Here is a 22776-nt window from a genome sequence, read left to right on the forward strand (position 1 = left end):
CGGCACGGACCGTCGTCCCCGGCCCCGGACTCACGCCTCGGTGAGGTACCTCTGCAACGTCGGCGCGACCATCGCGATGATCTCCTCCGGGTCCACCGTGGCCAGCGGCTCCACCTGGACCACATAGCGAAGGATGGCGATGCCGATCATGTGCGAGGCGGCCAGCTCGGCCCGGAACTTCGGGTCCGGCACGTCCAGGTCGGCCGCGATCCGCTCCAGCAGCCGCCGAAGGACGAAGCCGCGCAGCACCTTCGCGGCGGCCTCGTGCGTCAGCGCGGAGCGGAGGATCGCGAGCAGCGGCGCCCGGCTCACCGGGTTCTCCCACACCCCGACGAAGTAGCGGGCCAGCCGCTCGCCGACGCCGTCCTTGCCCTCGCCGAGGATCGCCGGCACGACCAGCGCCGGCTCGAAGGACACCTCGATGGCGGCCGCGAAGACCTCGTCCTTGGTGCCGAAGTAGTGGTGGACGAGAGCGGGGTCCACCCCCGCTGCCTTCGCGATCCCCCGTACGGAGGTCTTGTCGTAACCGCGCTCGGCGAACTCCTCGCGGGCCGCTTCGAGGATCCGTTCCCGGGCGCCGGGGCCGGTCTCCGCCTCGGTGCGCGCGGGCCGGCCGCGCCGTCTGGGCACCCCGCCGGTCATGATCGGCCCGAGTCCGCCGTGCCGGGGCGGCCGCCCTGCTGCGCCGCGCTCGCCGAGGCCAGGTGCAGCCGGGTGAAGGCCAGCGCCTCCGCGAGGTCGGCCTCGCGTTCGGCGGCCGACATCGCCCGCCGGGTGTTCACCTCGATCACGACGTGGCCGTCGAAGCCGCTGCCGGCCAGGTGCTCCAGCAGTTCCGCGCACGGCTGGTCACCACGGCCCGGCACCAGGTGCTCGTCCTTCGCCGAGCCCTTCCCGTCCGCGAGGTGGACGTGGCCGAGCCGGTCTCCCATGCGGTCGACCATGGCGAGGGTGTCCGTGCGGGACGTCGCCGTGTGGGAAAGGTCGATCGTGAAGTGCCTGTAGTCCTCTTTGGTGACGTCCCAGTCGGGCGCGTACGCGAGCATCTCGCGGTCCCGGTAACGCCAGGGGTACATGTTCTCGACGGCGAAGCGCACGTCCGTCTCGTTCGCCATCCGCCAGATTCCGGAGACGAAGTCCCGGGCGTACTGCCGCTGCCAGCGGAACGGCGGGTGCACGACGACGGTCGACGCGCCCAGCTTCTCGGCGGCCGCCTGGGCGCGCTGGAGCTTCACCCAGGGATCGGTGGACCAGACGCGCTGGGTGATGAGCAGACACGGCGCGTGGACGGCCAGTATCGGCATCTCGTGGTAGTCGGAGAGCCGGCGCAGCGCCTCGATGTCCTGGCTCACGGGGTCGGTCCAGACCATGACCTCGACGCCGTCGTAGCCGAGGCGCGCGGCGATCTCGAAGGCCGTCGCCGTCGACTCCGGATAGACGGAGGCCGTCGACAGGGCGACCTTCGCATCCGGGATGCGCACCACTGGTTCTGCCACGAGGGACAGATTACGGGCCCGCATCAGAGGGTGGGGAGGTGATCCAGCCTCCGCAGGATCACCCCCTCGCGGAGCGCCCAGGGGCAGATCTCCAGTTCGTCGACGCCGAAGAGGTCCATCGCACCCTCCGCGACCAGCGCTCCTGCCAGCAGCTGGCCGGCCCGGCCCTCGGAGACGCCCGGCAGGGTGGCGCGCTGCGCGGCCGTCATCACGGCGAGCTTCGGAACCCACTCCTCCAGTGACTTTCGACTCAGTTCACGCTGGGTGTACAGGCCCTCGGTGGAGCGGGCGGCGCCCGCGATCCGGGCGAGCTGCTTGAAGGTCTTGGACGTGGCGACCACGTGGTCCGGTCGGCCGAAACGGCTGAACTCACCGACCGTACGGGCGATCTGCGCCCGCACATGGCGGCGCAGTCCGCGGACGTCCTCCGGGTCCGGCGGATCGCCGGGCAGCATCCCGGCGGTCAGCCGTCCGGCGCCGAGCGGCAGGCTGACGGCGATGTCGGGGTCCTCGTCGATGCCGCAGGCGATTTCCAGCGAGCCACCGCCGATGTCGAGGACCAGCAGCTTCCCGGACGACCAGCCGAACCAGCGCCGGGCGGCCAGGAACGTCAGCCGGGCCTCCTCGTCGCCGGTGAGGACCTGGAGGTCGATGCCGGTCACCGCCTTCACCCGGGACAGGACGTCGTCGGCGTTGGCGGCCTCCCGTACGGCGGACGTCGCGAACGGCAACACGTCCTCGCAGCCCTTGTCCTCGGCTGCCTGCAGGGCGTCGTTGAGCGTGCCGATCAGCCGGTCGACGCCTTCCGGGCCGATGGCTCCGTCTCCATCGAGCAGCTCCGCCAGGCGCAGTTCCGCCTTGTGGGAGTGGGCGGGCAGCGGCCGGGCGCCGGGGTGGGCGTCCACCACCAGAAGGTGCACTGTGTTCGAACCGACGTCGAGGACTCCGAGTCTCATGTACGGAACGCTACTGCGGCGACGCGCATACGCTGGACTCGTGCCAAAGACGAAAAAGGCGAAGCAGGACAAAGCCCAGCCGAAGAAGCCCACTGTCACCTCTCACGGCCCTTCGCAGGCCGAACCGGACGAGAAGGGCCTGGACTTTCCGCGGGCCTGGGTCGAGTTCCCGGACCCGGCGGACGACGAACAGCTCTTCCGCTGCGACCTGACGTGGCTGACCTCGCGCTGGAACTGCATTTTCGGCAGTGGCTGCCAAGGCATCCAGGCGGGCCGCGCGGACGACGGCTGCTGCACGCTCGGTGCGCACTTCTCCGACGAGGACGACGAGAAGCGGGTCGCCGAGCATGTGGCACGTCTCACCCCCGAGGTCTGGGAGTTCCACGACACCGGCCGCGCGTCGGGCTGGGCCGAGGTCAACGAGGACGGTGACCGGCAGACACGGCGCTGGAAGGGCTCCTGCATCTTCCAGAACCGGCCGGGCTTCGCTGGCGGCGTGGGCTGCTCGCTGCACATCCTGGCGATCAAGGAGGGCCGGGAGCCGCTGGAGACCAAGCCCGACGTGTGCTGGCAGCTGCCGATCCGCCGCACGTACGAATGGATCGACCGGCCGGACGACACGCGGGTCCTCCAGGTCTCGATCGGCGAGTACGACCGCAGGGGCTGGGGCCCCGGGGGCCACGACCTGCACTGGTGGTGCACGTCGGCGACCTCGGCGCACGGCGCGGGGGATCCGGTCTATGTGACCTACCGGCCCGAACTGACGGAGCTGATGGGCAAGGCGGCCTACGACGTGCTCGTGGAGCTGTGCGAGGCGCGGCTGGCCTCGCAGCTGCCGCTGATGGCTCCGCACCCGGCGGATCCCGCGTAGAGGGATCCCGGCAAGAGCACGCCCGACCGGCGGCCCGCCCGCTGACGCCGCGAGATCGCAGACCCGGCGGGCGTGCGGGCCGCAGCCTTCGACAGTGCCGGGCGGACGACGCGCGACCGCGCGGCTCCCTGCTGAGGCGGGACTGCCCGGCGCCGAGCAGTCCCGCCTGGCCCACGGCTTCTCGCACCAGGGCACTCGGGCACTGGGCAAAACGCTTCGTCAGCCTGGCGTGGCCGGGGCCTCGCTCAGCGGCGGCGGGGAGGGATCGGTCGCCGACGGAGGCTCGGACGACGACGGAGGTTCCGACGACGACGGAGGCTCGGACGACGACGGAGGTTCCGACGACGACGGAGGCTCGGACGACGACGGGGTCTGCGGCGCCCCCTCCCCTCGGATCTGCAGGACCGTTCCAGCGGGGTCGACACCGACACGGGCGCTCCACGGACCCGCCGGTTCGGCAGCGTGGTCGACATGGACGCGGACGACGACCGACCGCCCTGGAGCCAGTGTGCCGGAGGTGCGGTCGGCGTAGAGCCACGGCGCGTCCGTCCACAGGGACCAGGAAACCGGGGCACCGCCGGAGGCGGTGAGGGTGAGCATCGTGGACCCGCCGTGCGGTCGCGCCTCGACGGAGAGCCGGCCGGAGCCCCGTCCGGCCGACCCGGCGGAGCCGGGAGGGAGGCTGGGGCTGATCACCTCGACGGTGACTCCACCGGCCCCGGGGCTCGTCAGCCCGCCGCCGACCAGGGAGTCCGCGGCGTCCCGACGCGCGTTGCCGGCGTTCTCGTACCGGTCGTACGGGACGCCGCCGACAGGCTGCGCCGCGTCGGCCTCGCTCACGGAGACCGAGGAGTCCTCGCGTGCCTCGCCGGTCAGCGGGGCGCCCCGGTAGGCGGCCCAGAGGGCGAGCACGGGCGCGGCGACGACGGTCGCGACCACGGTGGTGGTGACGGCGCGGGCCCGCAGCCGGCTGCGTCGGGCGGCATGGTCCTTGGGGTCCAGGGGGAAGCCGTCGCGGCCGAAACGGGGCGCTGCGGCGCGGGCGCGCGGGAGGTGCGGCAACGCCGCGTGCGCCTCGGCACGGGGCGCGGCGACCAGGGGGAGTGCGGCAGGCGTGACCGTCGACCCCGGCCACGGTCCCGCGGCACCCGCCCGCTCGGCCACGCGGCGACAGCGCGGACAGTCGTCGACGTGACGGACGAGCTCACGCCGCAGCGCGGTGGAGAGCAGCACCCTGCGGTCCTCGGTGAGCCGGGCGACGGAGGGGCAGTTGCCGGTCTCGACGACGGCGAGCGCGGCACGGGTGCGCTCCACCTCGCAGGCGGCGGACGAGAGCAGTTCGCGTGCGCTGGCCGGCTCCATCCCGAGCACGGCGGCGACGTCACGGGAACCGAGCCGGTGCCGCACGGCGAGTTCCAGTGCCTCCCGTTGCTCGGGAGTGGTGCCCGCGGCCTCGGGCCAGGCCAGCCGGGCGAGCTCCGCCCGGTGCCGTTCCTCGGTCTCGGGGGGCACCAGGGGCTCGTCCTGGTCCTCCGGGGCGGCGGCCCCTCGGGCGGGCGCGCCGGTCCGCGCCGCGTGCGCGCCCTGTCGAGCGGCGTGCGCCCCCGGGCGCTGGTGCCTCCGGCGGCGCTGCTCGCCCAGTGCACGCAGGCAGGCCCAGCGGGCCAGCGCGTACAGCCAGGCCTTCCGCCGCTCCTCGTCGGCTGGGCCGCGCCCGTGGTGCCGTTCGGCGACGGCCAGGACCTCCCCGAGCACCGCCGTCGCGGCGCCGTGGTCGCAGAGCACGGACAGGCAGTAGGTGAACAGCCCGTCCAGATGGGGCTCGTAGCGCGCGGACGGGGTCTGCCCGAGCGTCGGCCGCGCACGGCGGCGTGCGCGGTGTGCGCCGGTGGTTTGCGCGGGGGGCTCCAGCATGCTGCTCGTCACCTGGCGACCGTAGGCAGCCATTGGCACACCCTTCGCGCGACTTGAGCACATTTAATCCATACGGGTGAAGCGATCCCTCGAAAGAGAACAGCGGCATTTGCCACGGTGCGGGTGATTGTGGTTATCAACCTGGCCTATGCGCACCGCATGTGCGACCGCCCCTCCCGCGCCGGCCGTCCCGGGCGGAGGCTCCCCGTCCGGGCACCCGTGGGCGCGCTGTCGGTGCGCGCCGCTACGGTTTCCCGCATGGCTGCCCGTACGAAGACCTCCAAGGACCGGCCGTCCTACCGCTGCACCGAATGCGGATGGACGACCGCCAAGTGGCTCGGCCGCTGCCCCGAATGCCAGGCGTGGGGCACGGTGGAGGAGCAAGGCGCTCCCGCGGTCCGCACGACCGCCGCCGGCCGGGTCACCAACGCCGCCCTGCCCATCGGCCAGGTGGACGGTCGCCAGGCGGCGGCCCGCAGGACCGGCGTCGACGAGTTGGACCGGGTGCTCGGCGGGGGGCTGGTGCCGGGCGCCGTCGTGCTCCTCGCGGGTGAGCCGGGCGTAGGGAAGTCCACGCTTCTGCTCGACGTCGCGGCGAAGGCGGCCGGCGGCGACCACCGCACTCTCTACGTCACGGGCGAGGAGTCCGCGAGCCAGGTCCGGCTGCGCGCCGACCGGATCGGCGCGCTGCACGACCACCTGTACCTCGCGGCCGAGACCGACCTGTCCGCCGTCCTCGGGCATCTCGACGCGGTCAAGCCCTCCCTGCTGGTCCTGGACTCCGTCCAGACGGTGGCCTCCCCCGAGATCGACGGCGCGCCAGGCGGGATGGCACAGGTCCGGGAGGTCGCGGGAGCGCTGATCCGCGCCTCCAAGGAGCGCGGCATGTCCACGCTGCTGGTGGGCCACGTCACCAAGGACGGCGCGATCGCCGGTCCCCGGCTGCTGGAGCATCTCGTCGACGTCGTGCTCCACTTCGAGGGCGACCGGCACGCGCGACTGCGCCTCGTACGGGGCATCAAGAACCGCTACGGAGCCACGGACGAGGTCGGCTGCTTCGAGCTGCACGACGAGGGCATCACCGGACTCGCCGACCCCAGCGGGCTGTTCCTCACCCGGCGCGACGAGCCCGTACCGGGCACGTGCCTCACGGTGACGCTGGAAGGCCGCCGCCCGCTGGTCGCCGAGGTGCAGGCGCTGACCGTCGACTCGCAGATCCCCTCGCCCCGGCGCACCACCTCCGGGCTGGAGACCTCCCGGGTGTCGATGATGCTGGCCGTGCTCGAGCAGCGGGGCAGGATCAGCGCCCTGGGCAAAAGGGATATCTACAGCGCGACGGTCGGCGGTGTGAAGCTCTCCGAGCCCGCGGCGGACCTCGCGGTCGCCCTGGCGCTGGCCTCCGCCGCGAGTGACACCCCGCTGCCGAAGAACCTGGTGGCGATCGGCGAGGTGGGGCTCGCGGGCGAGGTGAGACGCGTCACGGGCGTCCAGCGCCGACTGGCCGAGGCGCACCGTCTGGGCTTCACGCACGCGCTGGTCCCGTCCGATCCGGGCAGGGTCCCGCCTGGTATGAAGGTCACGGAAGTCGCCGACATGGGGGACGCGCTGAGAGTGCTCCCGCGCGGGCGTAGGGCAGAGGCCCCACGGACGGACGACGCACGCCGGTAGACTTTGCCCTGGTCTCGCCCGCCCGTACGAGCCGGAGGAGTGCAGTGGCAGCCAACGACCGGGGCTCAGCACCCGGAAAGTCCGGCGGAGGCCCCGGGGGATCCGGCACGGACGCGCTGATGCGCGCCTCGCTCAGCGCGGTCGCCCCGGGCACCGCCCTGCGTGACGGTCTCGAGCGCATTCTTCGGGGCAGCACGGGCGGCCTCATCGTCCTGGGTATGGACAAATCGGTCGAATCCATGTGCACGGGCGGGTTCGTGCTGGACGTGGAGTTCACGGCCACACGACTGCGCGAACTGTGCAAGCTCGACGGCGCGCTGATCCTCGACAAGGACATCACCAAGATCCACCGGGCCGGTGTGCAGCTCGTCCCCGACGCGTCGATCCCGACCGAGGAGACCGGCACCCGGCACCGGACGGCGGACCGCGTCTCCAAGCAGTGCGGCTTCCCCGTCGTCTCCGTGTCCCAGTCGATGCGCCTCATCGCGCTCTACGTGGACGGCGAGCGGCGGGTCCTGGAGGAGTCGGCGGCGATCCTGTCCCGGGCGAACCAGGCACTGGCCACGCTCGAGCGCTACAAGCTCCGGCTGGACGAGGTCGCCGGCACGCTCTCGGCCCTGGAGATCGAGGACCTGGTGACGGTGCGGGACGTCACGGCGGTCGCGCAGCGGTTGGAGATGGTGCGGCGTATCGCCACCGAGATCGAGCAGTACGTGGTGGAGCTCGGCACCGACGGCCGGCTCCTCGCGCTCCAGCTCGACGAGTTGATCGCCGGCGTGGAGCCGGAACGCGGGCTCGTCATCCGCGACTACGTCCCGGAGCCGACCGCCAAACGCTCCCGCACGGTCGACGAGGCGCTCGCCGAGCTCAACGACCTGACGCACGCCGAGCTGCTGGAACTGCCCATCGTGGCCCGCGCCCTGGGGTACAGCGGCTCGCCCGAGACGCTCGACTCCGCGGTCTCCCCGCGCGGTTACCGACTGCTGGCCAAGGTGCCGAGGCTGCCCGGCGCGATCATCGAGCGACTCGTCGAACACTTCGGCGGCCTGCAGAAGCTCCTGGCCGCAAGTGTCGACGACCTCCAGACGGTCGACGGCGTCGGAGAGGCCCGCGCCCGCAGCGTCCGCGAGGGGCTGTCGCGCCTCGCCGAGTCGTCCATCCTGGAGCGCTACGTCTGACGGCCGCGGGCAGGCGTGCGGCCACAACCCGGCAGGCGGCGCGCTACGGACAGCGGCCGCAAGCGGCGCCGTCCCGATCGCCTGACCGGCCCTCGCCCCGCCGGAGACGGCACCCGCCCTTGCCCGGCCGGGATCGCGCCGACCCCTCTCCGACCGGAGCCGGACCCAGCCCTGCCGGGGCGTGTTTCGAAAGTCCCGTCTGGGCGGGGCCTCCGCCCGGCGGGCGGACGACGCTACTGTCGAGACACTCCCTAGTCCTTCTCCAGCCGGAACGACGCCGGAGCCACCGACGCGCCCGGGAACGCGGCTTCCAGCAGGTACGAGCCGGGGGCCGCGGGAGTGGACGGCGGAGTCGCGCACTGCGGGGCGCTTCTGCGCCGGTCCCAGTCCACGGTGTGGGTCACGGTCCGGCCCGCAGGGACCTTCAGGAGGAGGGAACCGCCCGCAGTCGGGCAGTCCTTCGAGGACCACACCTTGTCGTTCTCGCCGTCGTTGATGGCGGACACGGTCAACACCGCCTTCTTGGGCCCGAGATCGGCCTTGCAGGTCACGGACGAGCCGTTGTGCACGGAGAGTTCGAACCGGGGGCGCTCTCCCGGTGCGTAGGCGGGCTTGACGCTGCGCACCGTCAATCCGACCGCGCCCGGGGCGCAGTCGGGGAGGGAGGAGCCCGCCGGGACCTGCTCGGCCAGGCCGGTTCCGCCGTCTTTCGCCGCGCCGCCGGCCGCCGGGTCGCCGTTCTTGCCGTCACCGCCGGTGTCCGTACCCGTGCCCGCGTCGCCGCCGGTGCCGCTGCCTTCGCCGGTGCCCCCCGACTCGTCGCGGCCGCCCGGCTGTTCGCTGATCGCGGGGCCCGAGCCGCTGGGGCCCGGCGTGATGGAGGGCGCGGGCTCGGCGCCGCCCGGCTTGCCGTCGCCGCCCGTTCGACCGCCGGGGTCACCGGAGCTGACGGCCCAGGCGATCAGCAGCGCGAACAGCGCGAACAGCAGCAGCGCGACCGCCCTCCGCCGCCAGTAGATGGAGGAGGGAAGGGGCCCGACCGGATTGCGCAGAGATCCCACGTACCGAACTGTACGAGAGATCGGCGGGCAACTCCGGCCCCACCCGCCGCTCATGGTTCCCGAATGTGCCGATCATCATCATGCGCCCCTGATTCCGGCCGCCTTGAAGTGCCCGGCAGGGCGCCGAGGGGAACCGCGGGCCCGAGCGCCGGCCCCTGCTCGCCACCGCGACGGGCCGTGTGTGCGGTGAGTCCCCCGACTCGCCGGTGGACGAGGAGCGTCCGTACCGCGCCGTCGCGAGGGCGGTGCGCGCCACCGGCCGTGCCGGCCGACGGACGTCTGGCCGTTCCGAGCGGCGCCCTCGACGACCGCCGTGCCGCGCTCGTGCCCGGTACGGCCGTGGACCGGCCGGCTCACCGTTCCCACCGCCTGTTCATGGCCTGCTCCCGCATCCTCGTCGGGGCTACCCGCACGACGTGACCGCAGCCGGCTGCCGGGCGCGGCTGCGCTGGTCGTGGACCCCCGTGCGACCGGACCGGGCGCCTCCCCCAGCACGGTGGACCGCCCCGGCCGGTCCCACGGCGGGCAGGCTCGCGGGCAGCGGCCCCACCGAGGCGACCGCCCGACGCCCCGCGCGCACAGGCACACAGGCACACAGGCACGGAGAGGCCCGGAAATACACCGATCCGGACGCGGCCGTGTACTCCGACCCGGACCCCGTCACGGTCCGCCCGGAGCGCATACGCCGCGTCCGGCGCTGAACATGCCAGGATCGGAGGTGCCATGACTGCGACCGAGATGCCCTCCTCCGTGACCGACGTCCCCTCCGACCAGGACGGTGTGCCCGGCGCCGCCGAGGCCGCCGCCGACCTCCACACCCCCGTCCTCGCGTGGTTCGACCAGCACGCCCGTGACCTGCCCTGGCGCCACCCCGAGGCCGGTGCGTGGGGGGTGATGGTCAGCGAGTTCATGCTGCAGCAGACCCCCGTCAACCGGGTCCTCCCGGTGTACGAGCAGTGGCTGGCCCGCTGGCCGCGCCCCGCGGACCTGGCCGCCGAGGCACCCGGCGAGGCCGTGCGCGCCTGGGGCCGCCTGGGCTACCCCCGCCGGGCGCTGCGGCTGCACGGAGCCGCGGTCGCGATAACGGAGCGGCACGGCGGTGACGTACCCAGCGAGCACGCCCAGCTGCTCGCACTGCCCGGGATCGGCGAGTACACGGCCGCCGCCGTCGCGTCGTTCGCATACGGGCAGCGCCACCCGGTCCTGGACACCAACGTCCGCCGGGTGTTCGCCCGCGCGGTCACCGGAGTCCAGTACCCGCCGAACGCGACGACCGCGGCCGAACGCCGGCTGGCCCGCGCACTGTTGCCGGACGACGAGCCGAGGGCGGCCCGCTGGGCCGCAGCCTCCATGGAACTGGGCGCACTCGTCTGCACCGCGCGCAACGAGGACTGCGGGCGGTGCCCCGTGGCCGGGGTGTGCGCCTGGCGCCTCGCCGGCAAGCCGGCCCACGACGGACCGCCCCGGCGCGGCCAGACCTACGCCGGTACGGACCGCCAGGTGCGCGGCAAGCTCCTCGCGGTGCTCCGAGAGGCCGTGCGACCGGTGCCGCGCGCCGTGCTCGACCGGGTCTGGGACGAGCCCGTCCAGCGGGCCCGCGCCCTGGACGGCCTGGTCTCGGACGGATTGGTCGAACCTCTGGAAAATGATCGGTTCCGGTTGCCGCTGACCTGAGAATCGGTGGCCCGACCCTCCTGTTACACAACCGATGGATGGCCGTGCGCCCTCCGACGGCTTCTCCGCACAGCCTCGTGACAACTGCTCCGTAGCTTCTTGTGGCGTAAGCGAGACCACGGAAACACACGGCGTGTCACGAGGCTGGAACGGGGAACGGAGGCGGTTGGAATGGCGCACGCAGAGGTGCTCGAGTTCGAGGAGTACGTCCGCACGCGGCAGGAGGCTCTGCTGCGCAGCGCACGACGGCTCGTCCCCGACCCGGTCGACGCCCAGGACCTGCTGCAGACCGCGCTGGTGCGGACCTACGGCCGGTGGGACGGCATAGCCGACAAGTCCCTCGCCGACGCCTATCTGCGCCGCGTCATGATCAACACGCGTACGGAATGGTGGCGGGCCCGCAAGCTGGAGGAGGTCCCCACCGAGCAGCTGCCGGACGCCAGCGTCGAGGACGTCACCGAGCAGCACGCGGACCGGGCCCTGCTCATGGACGTTCTGAAGGTGCTCGCACCCAAGCAGCGCAGCGTGGTCGTGCTGCGGCACTGGGAGCAGATGAGCACCGAGGAGACGGCCGCCGCGCTCGGCATGTCGACGGGTACCGTGAAGAGCACGCTGCACCGGGCGCTCGCCAGGCTCCGCCAGGAGCTGGAGAGCCGTGAGCTGAACGCCCGGACCACGGAGCGTTCGGATCACGGGAACCACTCGCACGCACGGCGTGAGGAACGGGGGCAGGAGCGTTGCGCGGCCTGATCAGAGGGGCCGGCCCCGGGGACGGGACCGGCCCGCGGGGCGGTCCCCCCTCCGGACGGCTCCCGGGCCCGTTGGCGGCGAGTGGCACGGCGATGGCCGGCCTCGCCGCCTTCGGCCTGCTCGCGGCGGGATGCTCCACCGGCGGCATGGGGACCCGCGACGAGGGTCCGGCCCGTACGGACCCGGTGGCCCAGTCGCCGTCGACGACGTCGCCGACCGCCACGACCTCTCCGATGAAGAAGGTCGACGCGGTCGCGCTGCTCAAGAGCGACCCCAAGGTCAGCAAGGGCGTCAAGGCCGATCTCCGGCCGTGCGCGGCCGACGCCTACGCGATCGACACCTCGTACGGGAGCCTCACGGACAACGCGACGACACCGGACGTGGTGGTGAATCTGATGACGTGCGGGGATGCCGTGGGGATCGGTACGTACGTGTACCGGGCGACGGACGGGACGTACGAGAATGTCTTCGCGAAGGAGGAGCCCGCCGTCTACGCGACGATCGACCGCGGGGACCTCGTCGTCACCCAGCAGGTCTACGCGAAGAACGACCCGGTCACGTATCCCTCCGGCGAGATCGTGACCACCTACCGCTGGTCGGGGAACAAGTTCACCGAGCACGACCGGGTGCAGAACGAGTACAGCCGGGTCGTCGGCGGCGAGGAAGAGCCGCCGCCGACGCTGGTGCCGAGCGAGAACTGACCCGCGCCCCGAGCCGGCCGTGCCGCCGGACGGCCCGCGCGGCGCCGCCGACGCCCGCCGGAACCGGCCGGGAAGTGCCGGGAAGTGCGGACAGCCGCAGACGACGATCGAGAGACGAGAGCCGAGAGAGCTGAGGGATGGCCGAGACACATGTGCTGTTCGTCGAGGACGACGACGTCATCCGTGAGGCCACCCAGCTGGCGCTGGAGCGCGACGGCTTCACGGTGACCGCCATGCCGGACGGGCTGGCCGGTCTTGAGGCGTTCCGCGCGAACAGGCCCGACATCGCGCTGCTCGACGTGATGCTGCCCGGTCTCGACGGGGTCAGCCTGTGCCGCAGGATCCGGGACGAGTCGACCGTGCCCGTGATCATGCTTTCGGCACGGGCGGACTCGATCGACGTGGTCCTCGGCCTGGAGGCCGGGGCCGACGACTACGTCACGAAGCCGTTCGACGGTGCCGTGCTGGTCGCCCGGATACGTGCCGTGCTGCGCCGCTTCGGCCACGCGGGCGGGATCGCGGGCGACTCCGGCGAGCCGGGCCGTCCGGGCGAGCGCGGAGTGCTGGTCTTCGGCGACCTGGAAGTCGACACGGAGGGCATGGAGGTACGCCGGGACGGCCGTCCGGTGGGTCTCACGCCCACGGAGATGCGGTTGCTGCTGGAGTTCTCCTCCGCGCCCGGCACGGTGCTCTCGCGCGACAAGCTGCTGGAGCGCGTCTGGGACTCCGGCTGGGGCGGGGACACCCGCGTCGTCGACGTCCATGTGCAGCGGCTCCGCACGAAGATCGGGCAGGACCGGATCGAAACGGTCCGCGGCTTCGGGTACAAGCTCAAGGCATGAGGAGACCGGCCCTGCGCACCGGCGTCCGCTGGAAGATCAGCATCGCGATCGCCGCGGTGGGTGCGCTGATCGCGATCGCGCTGAGCCTGGTCGTCCACAACGCCGCCCGGGTGTCGATGCTCGAGACCTCGCGTGACCTGCAGATGAGCCGGCTGCTCTTCGCCCAGCGCATCTACGAGACCACGAAACCGAGGACCGAACCGAAGCTCGGCTCCAAGCTCAACGACCCTGAACTGCCGCGGCCGCTGCGCAGCCTGCTCGCCGACGGACGGATGGCCACCTACGTGCAGGGGGAGGGCCCGGCGCCCGACATATGGGCGGCCGTGCCGCTGAGCAACGGCGATGTGCTCTCCCTGCACAGCCGGATACCCGACCGCAGCGCCGACATCATGAAGGACCTCGACCGCGCCCTCGTGATCGGTTCGGTGTCGGTCGTCTTCGGCGGCTGCGCGCTGGGCGTGCTCATCGGCGGACAGCTCTCACGCCGCCTGCGCAAGGCCGCCGCGGCGGCGGGCAAGGTGGCCCAGGGCAACACGGACGTACGGGTCCGGGAGGCCGTCGGCGGCGTCGTACGCGACGAGACCGACGAGTTGGCGCGGGCGGTCGACGCGCTGACCGACGCGCTCAACGAACGCATCGAGGCCGAACGCCGGGTCACCGCCGACATCGCACACGAGCTGCGCACTCCGGTGACCGGACTGCTGACGGCGGCGGAGCTGCTCCCGCCGGGCCGCCCCACCGAGCTGGTGCGGGACCGGGCGCGGGCCATGCGCACCCTGGTCGAGGACGTGCTGGAGGTGGCACGGCTGGACGGCGCGTCGGAGCGGGCCGAGCTCCAGGAGATCGTCCTGGGCGAGTTCGTCAGCCGCCGGGTCGCCGTGCTCGACCCCGAGGTCGGGATCAGCGTCGTGCACGAGTCGTGGGTCAGTACGGACCCGAGGCGGCTGGAGCGGATCCTGCTGAATCTGCTGACCAACGCGGCCAAGTACGGCAGGCCGCCGATCGAGGTCACGGTCGAGGGCCGGGTGGTCCGGGTCCGCGACCACGGTCCCGGCTTCCCCGAAGCGCTGCTGCGCGAGGGGCCGAGCCGCTTCCGCACCGGCGCGAGCGACCGTGCGGGAACGGGCCACGGGCTGGGCCTCACCATCGCCGCGGGCCAGGCCCGGGTCCTCGGCGCCCGGCTGACCTTCCGCAACGCGGCCCCGGAGGGTGTCGTGTCGCCGGGCACCGCCGGAGGTGCGATCGCCGTGCTCTGGCTGCCGGAGCACGCGCCGACGAACACGGGAAGCTTCCGCAGACCGACGTTCCCGGACTGATCGCTCCCCGGCGCGACGCCTCGCCCGGATCGCTCCCGGCGCAGCGACCGGCGGGCCGTCCGTCCTCGGTGGGCCGCGGCCGTGGCGGACGAGCGAGCGGGCATGCCGGGCCCGCGTTCACCTCGTTCCGTGCTTCCCGGTGCCCGTCCATGCGCCCGACGCCGTACGCGCCCTCGACGGCGGCCCGCACGGAAGCCGCCCCCGGTGCCGTGCACGGGGGGCGTCGCGCATCCGCGCCCGAGGTCAGACCGCCTCCGCGACCTTCGCGCCGCCCTCGGGAGCGCCGGCCGAGGCGCCCTCCGTCCGGGTTGGGCCGGCGCCCTTCAGCGGCACTTCCTTGACCAGGAACGCAGCCAGGAAGCCGATCACCGCGATCGCGGAACCGAGCAGGAACGCGGAGTGCGTACCGGAGGCCACCGCGAACTGGTAGGCCTCCCGCACCTGCTCCGGCAGTCTCGCCAGACTCGCGGCGTCGAGCTGTGCCGACTGTTGTGTCGCCACCGACCCACCTCGTGCGGTCATCTCGTCCTGGACCCGGGAGGTGAAGAGGGCACCCATGATCGCCACACCGAAGGAGGAGCCGAGGGTGCGGAAGAGGGTGGTCGCCGAGGAGGCGACGCCCATGTCCTTCATCTCGACGCTGTTCTGCGCGACCAGCATCGTGATCTGCATCAGGAAGCCCATGCCGGCGCCGAGGACGGCCATGTAGAGGCCCGAGGTGAGCCGCGAGGTGCCCGTGTCCATCTGCGCGAGCAGGAAGAGCCCGGCCACCATCAGGGCACCGCCGGCGATCGGGAAGATCTTGTACTTGCCGCTGCTGGTCGTGACCCGTCCGGCGATGAGCGAGACGACCATCATCGACAGCAGCATCGGCAGGAGCAGCAGCCCGGAATTGGTCGCGGAGGCGCCCTGCACGGACTGCTGGAACAGCGGCAGGAAGAGCACGGCACCGAACATCACGAAGCCGGTCAGGAAGCCGATCACCGACATCAGGGTGAAGTTGCGGCTCCGGAAGATGTGCAGTGGCATGATCGGTTCCGCGACCTTGGTCTCCGCGAAGACGAAGCCGACGAGGGCGGCGACGCCGATCGCGATGAGCTCCATGATCACCGCGGAGTCCCAGGCGTACTCCGTGCCTCCCCAGGTGGTGACGAGCACGATCGCGGTGATACCGACCGTGAGCAGCGCCGCCCCGAGGTAGTCGACCCGGACCTTGGCCGTGCGGTCGGGCTTCGGCAGGTGCAGCACGACGCCGAGCATCGCGAGGGCGACCGCGCCGAGCGGCAGATTGATGTAGAAGCTCCAGCGCCAGCCCCAGTGGTCGGTGATCGTACCGCCGACCAGCGGCCCGCCGATCATGGCGAGGGCCATCACACCGGCCATCATGCCCTGGTACCTGCCGCGCTCCCGGGGCGGTATGAGATCGCCGATGATCGCCATCACGCCGACCATGAGCCCCCCGGCACCCAGACCCTGGACGGCTCGGAAGCCGATCAGCTGGCCCATGTCCTGGGCCATCCCGCTGAGGGCCGAGCCGATCAGGAAGACGACGATCGAGGTGAGGAAGACGCCCTTGCGGCCGTACATGTCGCCGAGCTTGCCCCAGATGGGGGTGGAGGCGGCCGTGGCCAGGGTGTACGCGGTGACCACCCAGGAGAGGTGGGCGAGGCCGCCGAGTTCACCGACGATCGTCGGCATCGCGGTCCCGATGATCATGTTGTCGAGCATCGCGAGGAGCATCGCGATCATGAGCGCGAGCAGGACGACACGGACGCTGCGCGACTGCGGTGCGGTGGGCGGGCCGTCCTCGGCCCCGCCCGCCCCGGCGGGCTCGGGCCCCGACCCCGCTCCCCGATCTGCTGCCTGTGCTGCCACCCGTCCCACTCCCCCTGTGCACTTACTTGCCGACCGGCTAGTTCACTACACTGGGAAAGTAGTCCCGGAACTAGCCGGTCGTCAAGTAAGTATCCGCCCCAGGAGAGCCCCCATGGCCAGAGGCAACACCCGCCAGCGCATTCAGGACGTAGCCCTGGGGCTCTTCGCCGAGCAGGGCTACGAGAAGACGTCACTGCGCGAGATCGCCGAGCGGCTCGATGTGACGAAGGCGGCGCTCTACTACCACTTCAAGACCAAGGAAGACATCGTCATCAGCCTGTTCCAGGACCTGACGCGGCCCATCGACGAGCTCATCGCCTGGGCCGAGGAGCAACCGCACACCCTGGAGACCAAGCAGGAGATCCTGCGCCGCTACCAGGAGGCGCTCGTCGGCGCCTACCCGCTCTTCCGCTTCATGCAGGAGAACCAGGCGACCGTGCGCGAGCTGAGCATCGGCGAGACCTTCAAGGAGCGCATGATCACCATGACCCGGCTGATCCAGGAGCCGGGCCTGACCCTGACCGACCGCGTGCGCTGCGTCAGCGCGCTGTTCACGATGCACGCCGGGATGTTCTTCATGCAGCACGTCGAAGGCGACCCCGAGGAGAAGCGTGAAGCCGTCCTCGAGGTCGCCGTCGATCTGGTGTCGCAGGCCCATCACGGCCCGCGGGAGTGAGCCGTGGCGGGCGTCGCGGCGAGCGTCAGATGGTGACGCCCTGGGCGCGCAGGAAGTTCGCCGGGTTCAGGGCCGAGCCGTAGTTCGGGGTCGTACGGATCTCGAAGTGCAGGTGCGGGCCGGACGAGTTGCCGGTGTTGCCGGACAGGGCTATGAGCTTGCCGGTGTTCACGCTCTGACCGACGTGCACGTTGATCTTCGACAGGTGCGCGTACTGCGAGTACTTGCCGTTGGCGTGCTTGATCACGATGGCGTTGCCGTACGCCGGACCGTCACCGCCGCCGTTCGGGCCGGCCTTGACGACGACACCGCCGCTGGCGGCCTTGACCGGGGTGCCGACCGGAACGGCGAAGTCCTGGCCGGAGTGCTTGTTGGACCACATGGCGCCGCCCTGGTTGAAGCTGGCGGTCAGGGTGTAGCCCGAGACCGGCTTGACCCACGCGTTGGCCTTGGCCTTCTTCGCCGCGGGCTTCGCCTCGGCGGCGACCGGGCTCTTCACCGTGTCGGCGGACGCGACACCGGCACCGGCCCCGACGACCATCGCGGCGCCGAGTCCGGCGGCCACGACGGCACCACGGGTACGGAGCGCGGACGGACGGAAACGGGTGGGGGTGATGCGCTTCGACATGCGGGGAGAACCTCCGGGCTGTGGGGCGGGAAGCGTCCCGATGCCTGAGCACCGGGGCGACACCTTGGTAACCCGCACCCCCAAGCCGACTCAAACACCCCATCTACGACATCTCGTCGTAGGTTCGCGCCTGTGAGCGGGACCCTTGACGTCAGCGAACATCCCGCCCCTCGTTGTCCGAAATCTCAGGACGAAGCATGGTTTATTAGCACGTGAGGGCTGCACAGATGCGTTGTCCGGTCCGAACCGCCGCCACACCCGGCCCGGACGGCCGGTGCGCCTGCCCTCGACGGCCCGAAAAGCCCAATGCGCGGCCCCCCGCACCCACTAAGCCACCTAGTAGGCTCGGAAACGCCTGTGCGCCTTGTCACGGCCGGTGGGACCAAAGACCTTCCGTTTCGGGACCAAAGTCCCGTTAGCCGGACGTACTGACGAACTTTGAGCAATGCGCCCGAAATGCTCATTTTGAGGGGATAAACCCCGAGGCAGGGGAGAGAGTCCGATGGAGCCCGCACTGATCGGCACCCGCCTCGCATCGGCGGTGCTCTCCCCCCTCCTCAGGCGCCTCCTGGTGCAGGAGGGCGGCGGCGCCGCCCTGACCGACCGCCCCGTGCGACTCGCGGGCCTGCTCTCGTTCCGGGGCGAGAAGCGCACCCTCACCGAGCGGGACGTCCGCAGGCTCGCGGGCACCCTCGTCCGGGAGTCGCTGACCCGGCCCGGTGAGCCGCCGTTCCCCGGTGACGAGGCCGAAGCCGTCGCGGACGCCCTGTCCCGGAGCCTGCTCGCCCTGGGCGACCTGGAGATGGACGACGTCCAGGCCGTCCGCCACGGCCACCGCGAACTCGCCCGGCGACTGCGCACCAGCCCCGCGGCACGGAGCGCGGCCGAGGGCCTGTCCGCGGACGCCGCCCTCTACCTCGACTCGATCACCGAGTGGGCCTGCCTCCACATCCTGCAGTTCTTCACCCAGCGGTCGTCCTTCGTCGCCCGCACCCTCGTCGAGCAGAGCCGCACCCAGGCCGAGCTGATCGCGAAACTCGACGAGCTGATCCTGCGCGTTCCCCGTGCGGACGCCCGTGACGCGGCGTTCGAGCGCCGCTACCTCCCGTACATCGCGCGGAGACACGGGCAACTCACGATCTACGGCATCGATCTGCACGAGGCACCGGACGAGTGGCCGCTGGACATGGCCTACCTCTGTCTGGAGGCCTCCGCCCGGACCGGACCGTCCGGGGACCGGCCCACCGTGCCGCACGCCCGCCCGGAGCCGCCGGACGACGGCGTCCGGTGGTTGCGAAGGGCAAGCGTCACGGACGGGCCGGAGGCGGAACCCGTGCCTGCGGACCAGACCCTCGCCGCCCACGACCGGGTGCTGCTCCGCGGCGTCGCCGGCTCCGGGAAGACCACCCTCGTCCAGTGGCTTGCCGTGTCCGCGACCCGCACCGCGGGTGAGGATCCCGACGGGCGGATGGCCTACCTCCACGACCGCGTCCCCTTCGTCCTTCCCCTGCGCACCCTCACCCGCCACGGCGAGCGGCTGCCCGCCCCCGGCGGATTCCTGTCGGCTGTGGGCTGCCCCCTCACCCCGCCCGAGGGCTGGGCGGACCGGGTCCTCACCGCCGGCCGCGGGCTGATCCTCGTCGACGGACTCGACGAGGTTCCCGAGGCGGAGCGGAGCCGCACCCGACGCTGGCTGCGCGACCTGCTGGGCGCGTACGGCGACGGCAACCGCTGGCTCGTCACCTCCCGCCCCGCCGCCGTACGCGACGACTGGCTCGCCCCGGACGGCTTCACCGACCTCACCCTCTCGCCCATGAGCCGTCGCGCGGTCACCGCGTTCGTACAGCGCTGGCACCGTGCTGCGGGCGCCGACGCAGGGACGTACGAGCAGCCGCTCCAAGACGCCCTCCGAGGCAAACGGGACCTCGCCGCCCTCGCCACCAACCCCCTGATGTGCGGACTCATCTGCGCACTCCACCGCGACCGGCGCGGCTTCCTCCCGCACGGCCGCAGGGCCCTCTACGAGGCGGCGCTCACGATGCTGCTCACCCGCCGCGACCGGGAGCGGGACCTGGGCGCACCTTCCGGCGTCGACCTCGCGGAGGCTCCGCAGATCCAGCTCGTCCAGCGCCTGGCGTACTGGATGACGCTCAACGGGCGTACACAGATGGATCGTTCACGAGCGGAATCGCTGGTCACCGGAGCGATCCCGGCGGTTCCCGAGGCGGCCGCGGCCGGGGACCCCCAGGCCGTCTTCGGTCATCTGCTGCACCGCAGCGGACTGCTGCGCGAATCCTCCCCCGGTGCCGTGGACTTCGTGCACCGCACCTTCCAGGACTTCCTCGCGGCCAAGGCGATCGTGGACGACTGGCACATCGGCGTCCTCACCCGGCATGCGGCGGACGACCAGTGGGAGGACGTGATCCGGATGAGCGTGGCCCATGCGCGGCCGCGCGAACGCGCCGAGATCTTCACGGAGTTGCTCGCCTCGGCTGACGCGGCACCCGACCGCGCCACCCAGCTCCGGATCCTGGTGGTCGCGGCGGCGGCGATGGAACAGGCCACGGAGATCGCGCCCACCGTCCGCGAGACGCTGCTGAGCCGTACGGCCGAGGCCATTCCGCCGAGGACCGTCGAGGAGGCCCGCGCCCTGTCCGCCGCGGGTCCCCTCGTGCTCGACCTGCTGCCGGGGCCCGAACACACGGCCGACGACGACGTGGCGCGCATGACGGTCGTCACCGCCTCGCTCGTCGGCTCCGACGCTGCGGTCCCCTTCCTCGCCCGGTACGCCGAACACCCCTCGGTGCGGGTGCGCTCGCAGCTCGTGTGGGCCTGGGACCGGTACGGCCACGACGAGTACGCCAGGGACGTGATCGCCGCCGTCGACCCGTCGGGGCTCTACTTCACGGTGCGCAACGCCGAGCAGGCCCGCTCGATCGCCGCCCTCGCCGGCGGCCGCGCGGTGCACTTCCAGGGGAACCTGCCCGGGGAGCTCATCACCGCGACAGTCCGGGCCTGTGCCCCTCCGGCGGTCCGCATCTCCCAGAACCCGCAACTCACCGACCTCACCTGGCTGGCGGACGCGCCTGCATCGCCGGAGGACGTCGAGATCGACCGCTGTCCCGCGCTCACCGACCTCTCGGCCGTGGGCCCCCTCACCACGCTCCTCCTCGACGACAGCCAACTGGCCGTCGTGGAGAGGGCGCCGACCACGGAGGGGGTCCATGTGGAGCTGAGGCGGGCGGTACCGAACCTGCGACGCATCCCGGCTCTCTTCCCCGGCCTTCCCTCCCTCTCCGTCGTGCACCTGTGGCAGGACGAACCGGTCGACCTGTCTCCGCTCACGGCCGCGGACGGGCTGCACCGGGTCCTCCTCGTCGGCGACCCCGCCCTGTTCATGGGGGCGGACGACCTCGCCGCACGGGTCTCACTTACCGTCAGACCGCCTGAATGACACGGACGTTGCGTCACGCCTCCTTCCGGCCCCGGGTCCCGTCCGCCATCCTCCTGTGACATGAGCAGACCCGTGATGAGCCCGAAACCACGCGGGCACCGCCGCCGCGACCGCTTCCTCAGCAGTGTCCGCCGCGCCCGGACCTGGCCGCTCGCCCTCGGCCTCGTAACCGCGCTCACCTGGGGCAGCGGCAGCGCGCCCGCCGGGGCAGGGCCCTCGGACACCGGACTCATGAGCGCGATCGACGCGATCCTCGCCGACCCCCGGATGGACGGCGGTGCCGCGAGCGTCGTCGTCGCCGACGCCACCACCGGGGAACGGCTCTACGAACGTGACGCCGGCGACCGGCTGATGCCCGCGTCCAACACGAAACTCGCCACGTCGGCCGCCGCGATGGCCCTGCTCGGCCCCGGCTACCGGTTCCGCACCGAAGTACTGTCCACCGGCCGCCGATACGGCTCGGTCCTGCACGGGGACCTGTACCTCCGCGGCGGGGGCGACCCCACCACGCTCGCCTCCGACTACGTACGACTCGCCGCCCAGCTGCGGGAGACGGGCATCCGCAGGGTCACCGGCCGAGTCGTCGCCGACGACACCCGATTCGACACCAGCCGCCTGGGCCGGTCCTGGGCCGCCGACGACGAGTCCTCGTACTACTCCGCCCAGATCTCGGCGCTGACCGTCGCACCCGACACCGACTACGACTCCGGCACCGTCGTCGTGGAGGCGTCCCCCGGCGCCGCACCCGGCGACAGTCCGAAGGTGAAGCTCACCCCGCCGACGGACTACGTGCGGGTCGAAGTCCGGGGCAGCACCGTCCCCGCCGGACAGGCCGACACCCTCGCCGTCGAGCGCGAGCACGGCACCAACACCATCGTGGTCAGCGGGGACATCCCGGTCGGCGGGTCCACCACCAAGGAGTGGATCACCGTCTGGGAGCCCACCGGCTACGCCGCTGCCGTCTTCGCCGACGCCCTGGCCGAGCACGGCGTACGCGTCACCGGCGCCCCGCGCCTGGGCAGGCCCACTCCGCCCGGCGCGAAGGTCCTCGCCACCCACAGCTCCATGCCGCTGAAGGAGCTGATGCTCCCGTTCATGAAGCTGTCCAACAACATGCACGCCGAGACGCTGACCAAGGCGATCGGCTACGAGACGTCCGGGCGCGGTACCTGGAGCGCGGGACTCTCCGCCGTCGACGGCTATCTGGAGAAGGAGGGCGTCGAAGCCGCGAAGCTACGCCAGGTCGACGGCTCCGGGCTGTCCAGGATGAACGTCTTCCCCGCCGACCAGCTCGCCCGCCTGCTGCTCGCGGTCCGGGACGCGCCCTGGTACGCCGACTGGCAGGCGTCCCTGCCAGTCGCCTGCCACCCCGACCGCGCCGTCGGCGGCACGCTCCGCACCCGGATGTGCAACACCCCGGCGGCACTCGGCACCCGTGCCAAGACCGGGTCCCTGACCGGCGCCTCGGCCCTCTCCGGGTACGTCGAGGACGCCGCCGGCCGCGAACTGGTCTTCAGTATCGTGCTCAACAACTATCTCGCGTCTTCCGTGAAGAGCATCGAGGACGCGATCGTGGTGACGCTGGCCGGGTCCGACACGGCCGCCGGCACTATCGCCGCGGCCTCCGTACCGGGCCCTCGAAACGCCGACCGGAAGGCGCCCGCGGATCTCGAATGCACCTGGCGGAAGCCCGACGTCTGCTGATGCGCCAGGGCC

18 protein-coding genes are annotated in these 22776 nt (G+C 72.1%); 11 read left to right on the forward strand and 7 right to left on the reverse strand.

What is annotated here, in order from left to right:
* Positions 1-30 precede the first annotated feature (30 nt).
* Genes QMZ92_RS17190 through QMZ92_RS17200 form a run of 3 tightly spaced genes read right to left on the reverse strand, consistent with a single transcriptional unit; the run spans position 31 to position 2452 of the window.
* The gene (locus QMZ92_RS17190) at positions 31-642 is read right to left on the reverse strand and encodes a TetR/AcrR family transcriptional regulator (protein ID WP_283298265.1); all 612 of its coding nucleotides are present in this window, start codon (positions 640-642) and stop codon (positions 31-33) included.
* Positions 639-1496 (reverse strand): sugar phosphate isomerase/epimerase family protein, encoded by an 858-nt coding sequence (locus tag QMZ92_RS17195; protein WP_283298266.1) that lies wholly within the window; start codon positions 1494-1496, stop codon positions 639-641. Before QMZ92_RS17195 ends, QMZ92_RS17190 begins: the two co-directional genes overlap by 4 nt.
* Before the next feature lie 23 nt (positions 1497-1519).
* Positions 1520-2452, reverse strand: a complete 933-nt coding sequence (locus QMZ92_RS17200) for a Ppx/GppA family phosphatase (protein ID WP_283298267.1) — start codon at positions 2450-2452, stop codon at positions 1520-1522.
* Positions 2453-2492: 40 nt separating this feature from the next.
* Between QMZ92_RS17200 and QMZ92_RS17205 the strand changes: the two genes are divergently transcribed.
* Complete coding sequence (locus tag QMZ92_RS17205) at positions 2493-3323, forward strand: DUF3109 family protein (protein WP_283298268.1); 831 nt, start codon at positions 2493-2495, stop codon at positions 3321-3323.
* Positions 3324-3542: 219 nt separating this feature from the next.
* Here QMZ92_RS17205 and QMZ92_RS17210 read toward each other — a convergent pair whose 3' ends face one another.
* On the reverse strand, positions 3543-5237 hold the full coding sequence (locus tag QMZ92_RS17210) for a BACON domain-containing protein (RefSeq protein ID WP_283298349.1): 1695 nt from the start codon (positions 5235-5237) through the stop codon (positions 3543-3545).
* Between the two features lie 258 nt (positions 5238-5495).
* On the opposite strand from QMZ92_RS17210, the gene radA reads away from it, so the two are divergent.
* Complete coding sequence (gene radA / locus QMZ92_RS17215) at positions 5496-6905, forward strand: DNA repair protein RadA (RefSeq protein ID WP_283298269.1); 1410 nt, start codon at positions 5496-5498, stop codon at positions 6903-6905.
* A 44-nt stretch (positions 6906-6949) separates the two neighbouring features.
* Positions 6950-8083, forward strand: coding sequence for a DNA integrity scanning diadenylate cyclase DisA (gene disA / locus QMZ92_RS17220; protein ID WP_017949697.1), 1134 nt, complete (start codon positions 6950-6952; stop codon positions 8081-8083).
* A gap of 251 nt (positions 8084-8334) precedes the next feature.
* On the opposite strand, the gene QMZ92_RS17225 is transcribed toward disA, so the two are convergent.
* Entirely contained in the window at positions 8335-9144 is an 810-nt protein-coding gene (locus QMZ92_RS17225; RefSeq protein ID WP_283298270.1) for a hypothetical protein, read from the reverse strand.
* 723 nt (positions 9145-9867) lie between these two features.
* Here QMZ92_RS17225 and QMZ92_RS17230 point away from each other — a divergent pair.
* The 5 genes from QMZ92_RS17230 to cseC all read left to right on the forward strand — a co-directional run bounded on the left by QMZ92_RS17230 (position 9868) and on the right by cseC (position 14427).
* Positions 9868-10818: an iron-sulfur binding domain-containing protein gene (locus tag QMZ92_RS17230; RefSeq protein ID WP_283298271.1), complete on the forward strand. Its 951-nt coding sequence runs from the start codon at positions 9868-9870 to the stop codon at positions 10816-10818.
* 171 nt (positions 10819-10989) lie between these two features.
* Positions 10990-11568: a SigE family RNA polymerase sigma factor gene (locus QMZ92_RS17235; RefSeq protein ID WP_283298272.1), complete on the forward strand. Its 579-nt coding sequence runs from the start codon at positions 10990-10992 to the stop codon at positions 11566-11568.
* Between the two features lie 92 nt (positions 11569-11660).
* The gene (locus QMZ92_RS17240) at positions 11661-12269 is read left to right on the forward strand and encodes a hypothetical protein (protein WP_283298273.1); all 609 of its coding nucleotides are present in this window, start codon (positions 11661-11663) and stop codon (positions 12267-12269) included.
* A gap of 137 nt (positions 12270-12406) precedes the next feature.
* A complete protein-coding gene (gene cseB, locus QMZ92_RS17245; protein WP_283298274.1) occupies positions 12407-13111 on the forward strand; it encodes a two-component system response regulator CseB in 705 nt (234 codons plus the stop codon).
* A complete protein-coding gene (gene cseC, locus QMZ92_RS17250) occupies positions 13108-14427 on the forward strand; it encodes a two-component system sensor histidine kinase CseC (RefSeq protein WP_283298275.1) in 1320 nt (439 codons plus the stop codon). The genes cseB and cseC overlap by 4 nt, the downstream gene beginning before the upstream one ends.
* Positions 14428-14670: 243 nt before the next feature.
* On the opposite strand, the gene QMZ92_RS17255 is transcribed toward cseC, so the two are convergent.
* Positions 14671-16302, reverse strand: a complete 1632-nt coding sequence (locus QMZ92_RS17255) for an MDR family MFS transporter (RefSeq protein WP_502962078.1) — start codon at positions 16300-16302, stop codon at positions 14671-14673.
* A gap of 112 nt (positions 16303-16414) precedes the next feature.
* Here QMZ92_RS17255 and QMZ92_RS17260 point away from each other — a divergent pair, with 112 nt between their 5' ends.
* Entirely contained in the window at positions 16415-16978 is a 564-nt protein-coding gene (locus QMZ92_RS17260) for a TetR/AcrR family transcriptional regulator (RefSeq protein WP_283298276.1), read from the forward strand.
* 25 nt (positions 16979-17003) lie between these two features.
* Here QMZ92_RS17260 and QMZ92_RS17265 read toward each other — a convergent pair whose 3' ends face one another.
* Positions 17004-17606, reverse strand: a complete 603-nt coding sequence (locus tag QMZ92_RS17265; RefSeq protein ID WP_283298277.1) for a M23 family metallopeptidase — start codon at positions 17604-17606, stop codon at positions 17004-17006.
* 502 nt (positions 17607-18108) lie between these two features.
* Here QMZ92_RS17265 and QMZ92_RS17270 point away from each other — a divergent pair.
* Positions 18109-21060, forward strand: coding sequence for an NACHT domain-containing protein (locus QMZ92_RS17270; RefSeq protein WP_283298278.1), 2952 nt, complete (start codon positions 18109-18111; stop codon positions 21058-21060).
* Positions 21061-21135: 75 nt separating this feature from the next.
* The gene (dacB, locus tag QMZ92_RS17275; RefSeq protein ID WP_502962081.1) at positions 21136-22764 is read left to right on the forward strand and encodes a D-alanyl-D-alanine carboxypeptidase/D-alanyl-D-alanine endopeptidase; all 1629 of its coding nucleotides are present in this window, start codon (positions 21136-21138) and stop codon (positions 22762-22764) included.
* Positions 22765-22776: the final 12 nt, after the last annotated feature.

Source organism: Streptomyces sp. HNM0645 (genome assembly GCF_030056615.1).
GTDB classification, from domain to species: domain Bacteria; phylum Actinomycetota; class Actinomycetes; order Streptomycetales; family Streptomycetaceae; genus Streptomyces; species Streptomyces marianii.

Excerpts from the sequence above, each read along its gene's own strand:
- QMZ92_RS17240 (WP_283298273.1), top strand. The coding sequence starts at position 11,661 with ATGGCCGGCCTCGCCGCCTTCGGCCTGCTCGCGGCGGGATGCTCCACC.
- QMZ92_RS17230 (WP_283298271.1), top strand. The coding sequence starts at position 9,868 with ATGACTGCGACCGAGATGCCCTCCTCCGTGACCGACGTCCCCTCCGAC.
- QMZ92_RS17265 (WP_283298277.1), bottom strand. The coding sequence starts at position 17,606 with ATGTCGAAGCGCATCACCCCCACCCGTTTCCGTCCGTCCGCGCTCCGT.
- cseB (WP_283298274.1), top strand. The coding sequence starts at position 12,407 with ATGGCCGAGACACATGTGCTGTTCGTCGAGGACGACGACGTCATCCGT.
- radA (WP_283298269.1), top strand. The coding sequence starts at position 5,496 with ATGGCTGCCCGTACGAAGACCTCCAAGGACCGGCCGTCCTACCGCTGC.
- cseC (WP_283298275.1), top strand. The coding sequence starts at position 13,108 with ATGAGGAGACCGGCCCTGCGCACCGGCGTCCGCTGGAAGATCAGCATC.
- QMZ92_RS17260 (WP_283298276.1), top strand. The coding sequence starts at position 16,415 with ATGGCCAGAGGCAACACCCGCCAGCGCATTCAGGACGTAGCCCTGGGG.
- QMZ92_RS17210 (WP_283298349.1), bottom strand. The coding sequence starts at position 5,237 with ATGCTGGAGCCCCCCGCGCAAACCACCGGCGCACACCGCGCACGCCGC.
- QMZ92_RS17200 (WP_283298267.1), bottom strand. The coding sequence starts at position 2,452 with ATGAGACTCGGAGTCCTCGACGTCGGTTCGAACACAGTGCACCTTCTG.
- QMZ92_RS17270 (WP_283298278.1), top strand. The coding sequence starts at position 18,109 with ATGGAGCCCGCACTGATCGGCACCCGCCTCGCATCGGCGGTGCTCTCC.
- dacB (WP_502962081.1), top strand. The coding sequence starts at position 21,136 with ATGAGCCCGAAACCACGCGGGCACCGCCGCCGCGACCGCTTCCTCAGC.
- QMZ92_RS17190 (WP_283298265.1), bottom strand. The coding sequence starts at position 642 with ATGACCGGCGGGGTGCCCAGACGGCGCGGCCGGCCCGCGCGCACCGAG.
- QMZ92_RS17235 (WP_283298272.1), top strand. The coding sequence starts at position 10,990 with ATGGCGCACGCAGAGGTGCTCGAGTTCGAGGAGTACGTCCGCACGCGG.